At 72.5% G+C, this 12,323-nt stretch carries 10 protein-coding genes; 6 read left to right on the forward strand and 4 right to left on the reverse strand.

The genetic code is table 11. The features are described from left to right. The 3 genes from K7G59_RS25395 to K7G59_RS25405 all read right to left on the reverse strand — a co-directional run bounded on the left by K7G59_RS25395 (position 1) and on the right by K7G59_RS25405 (position 4,941). Positions 1-873: a DivIVA domain-containing protein gene (locus tag K7G59_RS25395; protein WP_225838180.1), complete on the reverse strand. Its 873-nt coding sequence runs from the start codon at positions 871-873 to the stop codon at positions 1-3. Positions 874-1,121: 248 nt separating this feature from the next. After that, positions 1,122-3,923, reverse strand: coding sequence for an SUKH-4 family immunity protein (locus tag K7G59_RS25400; RefSeq protein WP_225838047.1), 2,802 nt, complete (start codon positions 3,921-3,923; stop codon positions 1,122-1,124). A gap of 7 nt (positions 3,924-3,930) precedes the next feature. Beyond that, positions 3,931-4,941 carry an SMI1/KNR4 family protein gene (locus tag K7G59_RS25405; protein WP_225838049.1) on the reverse strand — a complete coding sequence of 337 codons (1,011 nt, stop codon included), beginning with the start codon at positions 4,939-4,941 and terminating at the stop codon, positions 3,931-3,933. Between the two features lie 266 nt (positions 4,942-5,207). Here K7G59_RS25405 and K7G59_RS25410 point away from each other — a divergent pair, with 266 nt between their 5' ends. Together K7G59_RS25410 and K7G59_RS25415 are read left to right on the forward strand one after the other, a co-directional pair. After that, complete coding sequence (locus K7G59_RS25410) at positions 5,208-5,723, forward strand: YwqJ-related putative deaminase (protein ID WP_225838051.1); 516 nt, start codon at positions 5,208-5,210, stop codon at positions 5,721-5,723. Between the two features lie 86 nt (positions 5,724-5,809). Beyond that, entirely contained in the window at positions 5,810-6,310 is a 501-nt protein-coding gene (locus tag K7G59_RS25415; protein ID WP_225838181.1) for an SUKH-3 domain-containing protein, read from the forward strand. 28 nt (positions 6,311-6,338) lie between these two features. On the opposite strand, the gene K7G59_RS25420 is transcribed toward K7G59_RS25415, so the two are convergent. Beyond that, on the reverse strand, positions 6,339-7,667 hold the full coding sequence (locus tag K7G59_RS25420; RefSeq protein WP_225838053.1) for a sensor histidine kinase: 1,329 nt from the start codon (positions 7,665-7,667) through the stop codon (positions 6,339-6,341). A gap of 520 nt (positions 7,668-8,187) precedes the next feature. Between K7G59_RS25420 and glmU the strand changes: the two genes are divergently transcribed. The 4 genes from glmU to pth all read left to right on the forward strand — a co-directional run bounded on the left by glmU (position 8,188) and on the right by pth (position 12,314). Further along, the gene (gene glmU, locus K7G59_RS25430; protein WP_225838055.1) at positions 8,188-9,636 is read left to right on the forward strand and encodes a bifunctional UDP-N-acetylglucosamine diphosphorylase/glucosamine-1-phosphate N-acetyltransferase GlmU; all 1,449 of its coding nucleotides are present in this window, start codon (positions 8,188-8,190) and stop codon (positions 9,634-9,636) included. 153 nt (positions 9,637-9,789) lie between these two features. Continuing rightward, complete coding sequence (locus K7G59_RS25435) at positions 9,790-10,770, forward strand: ribose-phosphate diphosphokinase (protein WP_225838057.1); 981 nt, start codon at positions 9,790-9,792, stop codon at positions 10,768-10,770. Between the two features lie 240 nt (positions 10,771-11,010). After that, the gene (locus K7G59_RS25440) at positions 11,011-11,607 is read left to right on the forward strand and encodes a 50S ribosomal protein L25/general stress protein Ctc (protein WP_225838059.1); all 597 of its coding nucleotides are present in this window, start codon (positions 11,011-11,013) and stop codon (positions 11,605-11,607) included. Positions 11,608-11,711: 104 nt separating this feature from the next. After that, a complete protein-coding gene (gene pth / locus K7G59_RS25445; protein ID WP_225838061.1) occupies positions 11,712-12,314 on the forward strand; it encodes an aminoacyl-tRNA hydrolase in 603 nt (200 codons plus the stop codon). The last annotated feature ends 9 nt before the right edge of the window (positions 12,315-12,323 follow it).

Below are 12,323 nucleotides of genomic sequence, written 5' to 3' on the forward strand. Positions count from 1 at the left end.
CTAATCCAGGGCCGCCCGGCCCGTCAGTGAGATCAGGCTGTTGCGTACCTGGTCCATCTGCGCCCGTACGTCGTCCCAGGTCTCGCCGTGCTCGCGCAGGACCCGTTCCGTCTCGCGGGCGATGCGTTCCGCACGCAGACGGGCGTCCGCGACGATCTCGGCGGCACGCGTGCGTGCCTCCTCCTGACAGCGACGCGCGGACTCCTCGGCCTCCCCGAACGCCCGCTTCGCCTCGGACAGCGCGGCCTCGGCCCGGCTCGCCCGCTCGGCGTGGCGGGCCTCCAGCGCGGCCACGGCTTCGGCCTCCTCGCGTTCGGCCGCGGCCCAGCGCTCGGCGTGCTCCCTGGACTGCTCGGCAAGCATGCCAGTGGTGCGCTGCCGCACCTCGCGCAACGCGGCGAGCGCCTCCCCGCGCCACTCCTTCACCTCGCGCCGGGCGCCGACCCGGATGTCGTCGGCCTCGGCACGCGCCGCGAGGAGCCGCCGGCGGGAGCGTTCCTCGGCTTCCGCGCGGAGCGCGTCCGCCGCCTCCTGCGCCGCCCGGCGTACGTCGTCCGCGTGCGCCTCGGCCTGTGCGACCTGCTGGCGCGCCTCGCGCCGCGCGTGTTCCCGCAGGGCCGCTGCCTCTTCGAGCGCCAGCTGGAACACGCGCCGTGCGCGCTCTCCGAGCGACTCGTACGTCTGCGGCGCGAGCTGTGCGACGGTCTCGCGCAGCCGCGCGGTCTCCGCCTCCATGTCCTTGGCGAGCACGGTCAGCCGCGCGGCGCGCTCCCAGGAGGCGTCCCGGTCCCGGGACAGCGCCTCCGTGTACGCGTCGACCTGATCGGGGCGGTAGCCGCGTCCCCGGACGGTCACGAAGCCGTACGGCGTCATCCCTGCGCTGCTCACCCTGGCAACCCCTCTCCGCGGACATGCACGACAGGCTGATTTCGCGCACATCTTGATGGATCGGGCGTAAGTGTTCATAACGCGACACTCCATAGTCGCGTCACGGGGTGAAGAGGAATGAAACGGTCGAATCGCTTACGGGGATCAGCCCTCCGGAAAAGCCGCCGCCCCGCACGCGTGCGCGTGCGGGGCGGGACAGCTCGACGGGCAGGCCGGGATCCCTCGACAGGCGGCTACAGCAGCCCGTCCCACATCTGCTCCAGCAGCACCGACCACCAGGTCTCCGGCGAACCGAGCGCCGCCGGGTCCAGGGCGGCCAGCTGGGCCTGGAAGTCCACGGTCCAGCGGCCCGCCTGCTCCTGGTTCAGGCCGAACCTGAGCCGCCACATCCGGCCCAGCAGCGCCAGGCAGCGCGCGAACTCCGGCAACCCGGTGTTGACGAACTGCGGTGGCACGGGCGCCCCGCCGGGTCCCGCCTCCATGGGCACGGCCACGATGTGCGCGGTGCCGTACTGCACGCAGATCGCCTTGCCGAAGTCGCTGCCCATGACGAGGTACGACCCGGCGTCCACGGCCGCCTGCACCCCGCGCTCGGCGGCCAGCTCCGCCAGCGTCGGCACCGGGCGGCCCGGCTGGGCCTGCGCCCAGAAGAACGGGCCCATGTCCACCGGCAGTCCGGCCGCGACCAGGGTGTGCGCCACGATCGGCGGCACACCTTGCCGCGACACCGCCTGCTGCTCGAACCGGAACACGCCCGGCCCGAAGGCCGCCGCCAGCTCCTGCGCGATGCCCTCCGGCGGTACGGGCGGCGCGGGCTGCACCGGCGGCAGCGGCGCCCGCACCGGAGCCAGGCGGGCGGGACCGTCCGCGACCTGGTGCAACTCACCCTGATGGGCGAGCAGCTGCTGCATGCCCTGCTGCCGGCTCGCGTGATCCGTGCCGTACGGCGCGATGCTCGCGATGCGCGCCTGCGGCCACTGCTCCCGGATCATGCGCGCGCAGTAGGCACCCGGCAGCTCGCACGACTCCAGCTCCGTGTGCAGCTCCAGCACCTGGTCCGGCGGCACGTTCATCGCCCGCAGCTCGTGGAAGATCTGCCACTCCGGGTGCGGCGTACCCGGCGCCGAGCGCCGGATCAGCTGCTGTTCGGAGCCGTCCTGCGCGCGGTAGCGCAGCACGGCCTGGTAGCCGGGGCCGACCGTCGGCTGTCCGGTGGGCTGCTGCGGATACCCGTACGCCGGCGGCTGCCCCGGCACGGGCATGCCCGGCGGCGGCATCGCACCCGGCGGCATGGGCTGCGGAGCACCCGGGGGCACCCCGGGGGCGCCCGGAGCGCCGACCATGCCGGGCGCGGGCGGCGGCGGAGGTGCGCCCGGCCCGCCCACGGGAGGCGCGGCCAGCACGGTCTCCGCGTGATGCACGGCTCCACGCCCCCCGGCGCCCTGCCCGCCGGGAGCCGGGGGCACACCGGGGGCACCCGTAGCCGGGGGCACACCGGGAACGCCCGGAGGCTGCGGGGCACCCGGAACAGGAGGCACACCAGGAACGCCCGGAGGCTGCGGGGCACCCGGAGCAGGAGGCATGCCACCCATCTGGCTCGGGTCGGCCAGCATCGTGGCCGCGTAGTGCACACCGCCCGGAGGCGTACCGCCCGGCGCGGCGGGCGGGGCAGGCGGGTTGGGGGCGCCCGGCGCGTCCGGTCCTTCGGGCCCGAGCGCCGACACCAGCTGCGTCGGCACGTACCCGCCCGCAGGCGTACCCGGCGCGGCAGGCGCCGTCGGGCCGCCAGGGCGTGCGCCCGGCGCACCGGGGACGCCCGGCGGAGGAGGCGGTGCTCCCGCTCCACCGCGCGCCTTCTTCGGCGGCGGTGCGGCCTTGCTCGTGGCGGCGTCCGCGATCTCCCCGGCGTTCGGCGCGAGCCGCCGCCCCGGGCCACCCGGACCCGCAGGCTGCTGCGACGCGTCCGGGGCGCCGCCCGGCGCCGACGGGTAGCCGTACGACGGAGCACCCGGATGCGGAGGCGGAGGCGTACTGCCCTGCGGCGCACCCGGCACGCCAGGACCGCCGGGAGGCGCCATGGGCACACCCGGCGGGGGCGTACCGGGACCGCCCGGCGCACCGGGATAGCCGTGCGGCGCAGCACCCGGAGGCGGAGGCGTACTGCCCTGCGGCGCCCCAGGTGCGGGCGTACCGCCGGGCGGCGGGAAGTTCTGCGCGCCCGGCGCGTTCGAGACATCGAGCGCCGGGGCGACCGCCGTCGGCGGCAGCTGGCTGCCGCCCGACATCAATGCCGTCTTCGCGTCCGGCGCGGCGGCCGGCGGATGCGGCACGGGCTCGTCCGAGTCGCTGAGCGGCGGTGCGAAGACCGTCGCGGGCAGCGGCACCGAGCGGTCCTCCCCGGCGTCCGCGTCCGCGTTCGTGTCCGTACCGGCCCAGGGCGTGGCCCCGGGAGGCGCGTCCGCCCCACCCTGCCCCGCAGCAGGCACTCCCGCGGCCTGCGCGCCGGAACCCGCCGCGGGCCAGGAGGCCCCACTGCCGGCCCCGGCGACAGCGCCCGGACCGGCCGGCCCCGCCGGCACACCGGCCCGGGTCTCCGCCGGCCCGGCACCCACGCCCGACCCCGCCGCACGCCCCTCGTCGTGCGAGCGGCGGTCCGGGATGCCCATCTTGTCCGCCGCCTCCTGCAGCCACTCCGGAGGAGTCAGCAGGAACGACGTCTGGTTCAGGTCGACGCGGGCGGCCGGCGGGCGCTGAACCGCGTCCCGGGGCTCGTCGGCGCGGCCGTACTCCTCCTCGTACCGGCGGATCACCTCACCCACCGGCAGAGCCGGCCACAGCGTGGCATCCCCGGTGTCCCGGGCGATGACCAGCCGCTGCCCGCCCGCGTCCGAACGCGGGCCCTCCGCACGGTCCTCGCCCCACACGACGAAGCCCAGCTCGAACTCCCGTACCCGCACCTCGCGGTGCTGGTACACCGGGACGTCGCCGTTGATCCACTCCTCGGCGCGCTCCTGCGCCTGCGCGTAGGTCACCATCGGAAGCTCACTCCCCCACCGGGCCGGACGCCGCCTGGCCGGACGTCACCGGAACGACACGTGCGAAACCGCCGTCCACCATCAGGTTCGCCACCGTCTCCAACTCCGGCGGATTACCGGCCAGTCGCGCGAGGAACGCGTCGAAGTCGTCACCGCACGGCCGCAGCAACCGCTCCACCCGCTCCGCCGGCGACCACGACGGATCCGTGTCGCCCGCGTCGTCGTACGCGCAGAACCACACCGAACCGACCCGCTCGCCCTTCACCTTCACCGCGAGCAGACCGCCCTGGGCGAAGGCGACACCGAGGTAGTCCTTCGTCAGGTGGTCACGCAGGCACTTGTTCACGTACACCAGGTCGTTGACCGCCGCCTCGTCGCGCACGGTGAAGAACGGCTGGTCCAGCAGCAGCCCCAGCTCGGCGTCGAGCGCCGTGCCCACCGGCGCGCAACCGCCCGCCGCCTTCAGGAAGGAGCGGTAGGCGCCCGGCAGGCGGTACCCCAGGTCCTCCTCCACACCCTGGACCTGCGACTCCGTCACCGCCACACCCGACTTCGGCAGCCCGAAGTGCGCCGGACGCGTCTCCTGCAACGGCCGTGTGCCCCGCTTGGCATGGTCCACCCGGGCCGTCGCCACCCCACCGTGGTGCCGCAGCAACGCCTTGACCTCGACCGGAACCAGCTCCAGCCGCCGCGTGCCGGCCACGTGGTGCCACGTCCAGCCGTGCGGCGTCGCCACGTCCGGCACGGTGTCCCACAACTCGTGCCGCGACGCGGCCAGCGCGGCGTTCGCTGACACAAAGTCCGTCAGCCGCAACTCGTCGACGCCGAAGCCCTCCGGCGGCTCGGCGATCTCCACCGCCACGCGCGCGTAGGGCGAGAAATCCGGGTAACCGCGCTCGTCCACACGTACCCCTCTCGGGTGACGTGCCGCCCGGACCGGATCCGGGAAGTGCACAACCTGCCCGGCGTAGGCCGCGTTCGGCGGCGCGGCTTGCTGCCCGAGCCGACCTGTCGTCATGGCGGTAGCCCCCTGCGGCGTTCTCTCTGGCCTTAAGCGGCGGTGTCGTTCGCGGATGGCGACAGCCTATGCGGTACACGCACCCCGGTCACCGGCCCACCGCCGCTACCGAACACCACTGCTGACGCTTGGCGTGACCAGCCGTCACCCCACCGTGACGACCGGCACCGGCCCTGGCGTGTCGGGCCGCCCCAGCTTCCGGACCAGCGACGGCATTTGGCACCCTGTGTCCTTCGGGGGGATGCCTTGGGAGGGAAGACGGATCAATGACTACTCTGCGGACCGGAGGTACGAGCGTGCGGGCCGGCGACCCTCGTATCGGCTGGAGCGGCACCGGCACGCCCCCCGCCCCGGCCCTCCTGCACCGCCGCGACGGCATCCTGCCCACCGTCGCCGCCGCCCTCTCCGTGCGCGGCGCCACCCTCACCGGCACCGCCGCCCGCGGCGACCAGCCCCCGCCCCTGCACCCCCTCGTCCAGGACTTCCTCGACACCCTCACCAGCGCCCAGCGCGACCGCTTCACCGGCCGCTGCGCCGAGACCATCCTCATCTCCCGGCACATCACCGCCGCCGACACCGCCCGCAGCAAACGCGCCGCGCGCAAACCCATGACCAACGGCGAGGCCCGGAAAGCCCTCAAGCAGGCCAAGCTCACCGCCCGCCACATACGCGAGGACGGCGATCCCCTGCACGGCGGCTTCGCCACCCCCTGCCGCGCCTGCACGGCCCTCAGCGCCCACTTCGGCGTCCACATCGTCAACCCCGACACGGCCGGCGGCTGAACCGCTGCCGACCGATCGGGCCGGCGTACGACCAGGCTGACGGCCGACCCGTCCGGCACCACGCTTCACGAATGAACGAAGGGCAGATGCATCCCGACCGCGCCGCCGCCTCCTCCTCGCGCTTCCCCGTACTCGTCGACACCGCCCTGCGCGGCGCGGGCTGGCAGCCCGGACGCTGGGACATCAAGCAGGCCGAGGTCTGGGCCGACACCCTGCGCGAGCACACCTCGCCCGCCGGGCACACCCACGCCGTGTTCCCCGCCGCCGTCGAGGCCTGGGCCGAGTTCGGCGGCCTGCGCATCAGCCCCACCGGCCCGGGCCGCCAGGTCGCCCCCGCGCTCCTGCACCTCGACCCGCTGCACGGCCTCCACCTCGCCCGCACCCTCGGCGACCTCGGCCGCGCCCTCGGCACGGAACTGTGCCCCCTGGGCGCGGAGACCGACACCGGCGCCCTGCTCGCCATCGACACCGAGGGCCGGGTCTACGCCCTCGACCACACCGGCGACTGGTACGTCGGCCCGGACATCGACCGGGCCCTGACCGCCCTCGTCACGGGCATCACACCGGCACGCCTCACGGCGGGCTGACCCGGGGGCCCCTGCGCCGCCAGGGCCCCTACACCGCCGGAATCACCGCCGACACCCGGAAGCCCCCCGCGTCCGTCGGCCCCGACACGAACACACCGCCCAGCCCGAGCACCCGCTCCCGCATCCCCAGGAGCCCGTTGCCTCCCGACGGCAGCCCCGCCGACGCCGACGCCGGCTCCGGAGGCGGCTCGTTCTCCACCTGCATCGCGATCTCCGAGACCCGGTGCGCCAGCCGCACGTACGTCTTCGCGCCCGCCGCGTGCTTGTGGGCGTTCGTCAGCGCCTCCTGCACCACCCGGTACGCCGTCTGCTCGATCTCCGCCGCATACGACCGCACCTCCCCCTCGACCGACAGGTCCACGACCATCCCCGCCGCCGCCGACTGCCCGATCAGCTCCTCCAGCTCCGACAGACACGGCCCGTCACCGACCACGTCCACCACGTCCTCGTCGACGGCCCGGGACGCCGCCTGCGCGGCAGCCGCCCGCACCACCGCCAACGGCACCGACGACGAGGACCGCTCCACGCCGTCGCCACCGTCCCCCGCCCGCAGCACCCCGAGCATCTCCCGCAGCTCGGTGAGCGCCTGCCGGCCCATGTCCCCCACCAGCGCCGCGTTCTTCACGGCCTTCTCCGGGTCCTTGCGCGCCACGGCCTGCAGCGCGGCGGCATGCACCACCATCAGGCTCACCCGATGCGCGACCACGTCGTGCATCTCCCGCGCGATCCGCGTCCGCTCCTCGCTGCGCGCCCACTCGGCGCGCTCCTCCGCCCGCTCCGCGAGCAACTGAAGCTCCCGTTCCAGACTGTCGGCGCGCTCGCGCAGGCTCTCCATCAGGCGCCGCCGCGCGCCGACGTACAACCCCAGGAGCACCGGCGGAGCCGTCAGCCCCAGCGAGGTCGCGATCGCCGCGAACGGTACGAACCAGTCACCGAGGGTGAGATCCCCCCGCGCCATGTCCTGCCGTACCCGTACGAACGTCACGATCAGCGTGGCGAGCAGCGACATCCCCGCCAGCGAGCCGATGATCCGCCGCGGCAGCTCCGCCGCGGCCAGCGTGTACAGACCGACGATGCCCATCAGGAAGCCCATCTGGGCCGGTGTGATCGCGATGGCGACCAGCACGACGGCGATCGGCCACTTCCGCCGCAGCAGCAGGGCCGAACCGGTGAGCAGCCCGAACACGATCCCCGCCGACGCCGGGATCCCCGCGTCCCGGGCGAACGGAACTCCCTCCGCGCTGCACTCCACCGCAGACACCAGCGCGAGACTCCCGTCGAGCACCGCACTGCGCCACCGCGCCCACCACCAGGGCCCGTTCAGTGCCCTGGCGTGGTCTTCCCCCGTCGTGGTCATACGTCCAGCCTACGGGCGCCCAGGGGCGCTTTTCCGGTGACTTTCCCCTACTGGCCTACACCACACCCCGTAATCGAACGGCAGCGAAAACCATCCTTGTCCATCGAACTGCTGAACCTCATCCGTTCGACTCCGGAACACTCCGGAACGATCCGTTCCCGCGGACGGTGCGAGCGGTGCACGTGAGCACCGACGACGACCACCGCGGCTGCCCCGTGATCAAAGTCCTGGGGGGAGCCGACTTGCACCGTCGCATCGGAGGGTCTTGGTACGGCATAGTGTGGGGTGCCGAATCGGCGGCCTGACGAGATGTCGGGTTCGGCCGAGTTCTGTCCCCCATGGTGTAACCAGGCAGCACTGAGGGTTTTGGTCCCTTAAGTTCAGGTTCGAATCCTGATGGGGGAGCTGCTTGCCCACGGGCCCTGACAGCACTGTCAGGGCCCGCTCTCATGTCCTGCACGAAACACCCCGGTATCCTGCGGCTGTCACCCCCACCCATCAAGAGCCGAAGGGCAACCCCGTGAGCGCCATTCGCCCGGCAGCCGTCGTCGTTCTCGCAGCGGGTGAGGGCACCCGTATGAAGTCGGCCACACCGAAGGTCCTGCACCAGATCTGCGGCCGTTCCCTGGTGGGCCACGTGCTCGCCGCCGCGCGCGAGTTGGAACCCGAGAACCTGGTCGTCGTCGTCGGCCACGCCCGTGAGCAGGTCACCGCGCACCTGGGCGAGATCGACCCCGGTGTGCGCACCGCCGTGCAGGCCCAGCAGAACGGGACCGGGCACGCCGTGCGGATGGCTCTGGAGGAGCTGGGCGGGTCGGTCGCCGGGACCGTCGTGGTCGTGTGCGGGGACACCCCGCTGCTCACCGGTGACACCCTGGCGCAGCTCGCCGCCACCCACCACGCCGACGGCAACGCCGTGACCGTGCTGACCGCCGAGGTGCCGGACGCCACCGGGTACGGGCGGATCGTGCGCGACGACGCGACCGGCGCTGTGACCGCGATCGTCGAGCACAAGGACGCCACCGACGCCCAGCGGGCGATCCGGGAGATCAACAGCGGGGTGTTCGCCTTCGACGGGCAGTTGCTGGCGGACGCGCTGAAGAAGGTGCGGACGGACAACAGCCAGGGCGAGGAGTACCTGACCGACGTTCTCGGGATCCTGCGCGGGGCCGGGCACCGGGTGGGTGCCTCGGTCGCCGGTGACCACCGGGAGATCGCCGGGATCAACAACCGGGTGCAGCTCGCCGAGGCCCGCCGCACCCTGAACGACCGTCTGCTGACGCGCGCGATGCTCGACGGCGTGACGGTGGTCGACCCGGCGACCACCTGGGTGGACGTGACCGTGACCTTCGAACGGGACGCGGTGGTGCACCCGGGGACCCAGCTGACGGGCTCGACGCACCTGGGCGAGGGTGCGGAGGTCGGGCCGAACTGCCGGCTGAAGGACACCGCGGTCGGCGCCGGGGCGCGGGTGGACAACACCGTGTCCGACGGGGCGGTGGTCGGGCCGCAGGCGAGCGTGGGGCCGTACGCCTACCTGCGCCCGGGTACGCGGCTCGGCCTGAAGGCGAAGGTCGGGACCTACGTGGAGACGAAGAACGCCTCCATCGGGGAAGGGACGAAGGTTCCGCATCTGTCGTACGTCGGTGACGCGACGATCGGCGAGCACACGAACATCGGCGCCGCGAGCGTGTTCGTGAACTACGACGGTCAGGACAAGCACCACACCACGATCGGGTCGCATTGCCGTACGGGTTCGGACAACATGTTTGTGGCTCCTGTCACGGTCGGGGACGGTGCGTACACCGCCGCCGGATCCGTGATCACGAAGGATGTGCCGGCCGGTTCGCTGGCCGTGGCCCGTGGTCAGCAGCGGAATATCGAGGGCTGGGTGGCCCGTAAGCGCCCGGGGAGCGCGGCGGCGAAGGCGGCCGAGACGGCTTCCCGGCAGGGCGTGGCCGAGGACTGACCGGAAACAGGTGCGCCGGACACGGCGTACCGTGATAAGTGCACATCCGCACACGTGCACCCCGCACCCCCCTACCAGCTGGTACGGCCTCTCGCGCCCAGCCGAGAGGTCGCGAGCAGCCGGCTGGCTGAGAACCTCTGAGGAGACAGTGCTGTGACCGGGATCAAGACGACCGGCGAGAAGAAGTTGATGTTCTTCTCCGGCCGCGCCCACCCCGAGCTTGCCGAGGAGGTCGCCCACCAGCTGGGTGTCGGGGTCGTCCCGACGAAGGCCTTCGATTTCGCCAACGGCGAGATCTACGTCCGCTACCAGGAGTCGGCCCGCGGCGCGGACTGCTTCGTGATCCAGAGCCACACGGCTCCGATCAACCAGTGGATCATGGAGCAGCTGATCATGATCGACGCGCTGAAGCGCGCGTCGGCGCGCTCCATCACGGTGATCGTGCCGTTCTACGGTTACGCACGGCAGGACAAGAAGCACCGGGGTCGTGAACCGATCTCGGCGCGTCTGATCGCGGACCTGATGAAGACCGCGGGGGCCGACCGGATCCTGACGGTCGACCTGCACACGGACCAGATCCAGGGCTTCTTCGACGGGCCCGTCGACCATCTGTTCGCGCTTCCGCTCCTCGCGGACTACGTGGGCGAGAAGGTGGACCGCGACAAGCTGACGGTCGTCTCCCCGGACGCCGGCCGCGTGCGCGTCGCGGACCGGTGGTGCGACCGGCTCGGCGCGCCGCTGGCGATCGTGCACAAGCGCCGCGACAAGGACGTGGCGAACCAGGTGACCGTCCACGAGGTCGTGGGTGAGGTCAAGGGCCGCGTGTGCGTCCTGGTCGACGACATGATCGACACCGGTGGCACGATCTGCGCGGCGGCCGACGCGCTGTTCGCGCACGGCGCCGAGGACGTCATCGTCACCGCCACGCACGGTGTGCTCTCCGGCCCGGCGGCGGACCGGCTGAAGAACTCCCGCGTGAGCGAGTTCGTGTTCACGAACACGCTGCCGACGCCGTCGGAGCTGGGCCGGGACCTGGACAAGATCAAGGTGCTGTCGATCGCTCCGACGATCGCGAGCGCGGTGCGTGAGGTGTTCGAGGACGGCTCGGTGACCAGCCTCTTCGACGAGCAGTGAGGTTTCTGCAACGCCTGAGCAGGCGCTGACGGAAGATCTTTTTGGGTGTGGCCTCCCCTGCCGAGTAGACTGCTGCAGTTGCTCGGCGAGGGAGGCCGTACTCGTTGTTCCGACGAGGTACGGCGGTCCGTAATCGACGCGCTCTTCGTAGCAGGCCGTTCGTGGCCGGGTGACCTCCCCCGAGCTCCAGGGAGCAGGGGGGACCCCCATCGTTCCGACGTCCTACGAGGAGTGATCCACATGTCCGAGGTGAAGCTCACCGCCGAGACCCGCACCGAGTTCGGCAAGGGTGCCGCCCGCCGCATCCGCCGCGACAGCAAGGTCCCCGGTGTTCTCTACGGCCACGGCTCCGAGCCGCTGCACCTGACCCTGCCGGGCCACGAGCTGCTGCTGGCGCTGCGCACGCCGAACGTCCTGATCTCCCTGGACATCGACGGCAAGACCAACGAGCTGGCGATCCCGAAGGCCGTTCAGCGCGACCCGCTGAAGGGCTTCCTGGAGCACGTCGACCTGCTGCTGGTCAAGCGTGGCGAGAAGGTCACGGTCGAGGTTCCGGTGCACACCGAGGGCGAGCTGGCCCCGGGCGGCAACCTGCTGGAGCACGTCCTGAACGCGCTGCCGGTCGAGGCCGAGGCCACCCACATCCCCGAGGCGCTCACCGTCTCCGTCGAGGGCCTGGAGGCCGGTGCCTCCGTCCTCGCCAAGGACATCGCCCTGCCGAACGGCGTCGTGCTCGCCGTCGAGGAGGACGCGGTCGTGCTGCAGGTCCTGCAGGCGCAGGCCGAGGAGGCCGCGGAGGGCGAGGGCGCCGAGGCCGCCGAGGGCACCGAGGCCTGATCGACGGTCGGGCCGTAGCGCCCCCGTCGGTACCACAGCGGTAGCGGTAATTCGCTCCAGCCGCTGCTTCCCTTGAGGGAGCAGCGGCTGTTGCATAAGGAGACATGGACGTGACCACCCCTGCCAGCGCCCCCTGGCTCATCGTCGGGCTCGGTAATCCCGGGCCGGAGTACGCCATGAACCGGCACAACGTCGGCTTCATGGTCGCGGACCTGCTCGCGGAGCGGATCGGGGGCAAGTTCAAGCGAGCGGGCAAGGCCCAGGCGCAGGTGCTGGAGGGGCGGATCGGCCCGGTCGGGCCGGCGAACCGCCGGGTGATCCTCGCCAAGCCCATGTCGTACATGAACCTGTCGGGCGGCCCGGTCAACGCGCTGCGCGACTTCTACAAGGTGCCGGTGGCGAACATCGTCGCGATCCACGACGAGCTGGACATCGACTACGGCACCCTGCGCCTGAAGCTGGGCGGCGGGGACAACGGGCACAACGGGCTCAAGTCGATGACGAAGGCGATGGGCGCGGACTACCACCGGGTCCGGTTCGGGATCGGCCGACCGCCGGGGCGGATGCAGGTCGCGGACTTCGTGCTGAAGGACTTCTCCTCGGCGGAGCGCAAGGAGCTGGACTACTTCGTGGACCGGGCGGCGGACTCGGTGGAGTGCCTGGTGACCGAGGGGCTGGAGCGGGCGCAGAGCGCCTACAACTCCTGAGCGCACCGG

Source organism: Streptomyces sp. NK08204 (assembly GCF_020400585.1).
Taxonomy (GTDB): Bacteria; Actinomycetota; Actinomycetes; order Streptomycetales; family Streptomycetaceae; genus Streptomyces.

Excerpts from the sequence above, each read along its gene's own strand:
- K7G59_RS25405 (WP_225838049.1), bottom strand. The coding sequence starts at position 4,941 with ATGACGACAGGTCGGCTCGGGCAGCAAGCCGCGCCGCCGAACGCGGCC.
- K7G59_RS25410 (WP_225838051.1), top strand. The coding sequence starts at position 5,208 with ATGACTACTCTGCGGACCGGAGGTACGAGCGTGCGGGCCGGCGACCCT.
- K7G59_RS25400 (WP_225838047.1), bottom strand. The coding sequence starts at position 3,923 with ATGGTGACCTACGCGCAGGCGCAGGAGCGCGCCGAGGAGTGGATCAAC.
- pth (WP_225838061.1), top strand. The coding sequence starts at position 11,712 with ATGGACGTGACCACCCCTGCCAGCGCCCCCTGGCTCATCGTCGGGCTC.
- K7G59_RS25440 (WP_225838059.1), top strand. The coding sequence starts at position 11,011 with ATGTCCGAGGTGAAGCTCACCGCCGAGACCCGCACCGAGTTCGGCAAG.
- K7G59_RS25395 (WP_225838180.1), bottom strand. The coding sequence starts at position 873 with ATGACGCCGTACGGCTTCGTGACCGTCCGGGGACGCGGCTACCGCCCC.
- K7G59_RS25415 (WP_225838181.1), top strand. The coding sequence starts at position 5,810 with ATGCATCCCGACCGCGCCGCCGCCTCCTCCTCGCGCTTCCCCGTACTC.
- K7G59_RS25420 (WP_225838053.1), bottom strand. The coding sequence starts at position 7,667 with ATGACCACGACGGGGGAAGACCACGCCAGGGCACTGAACGGGCCCTGG.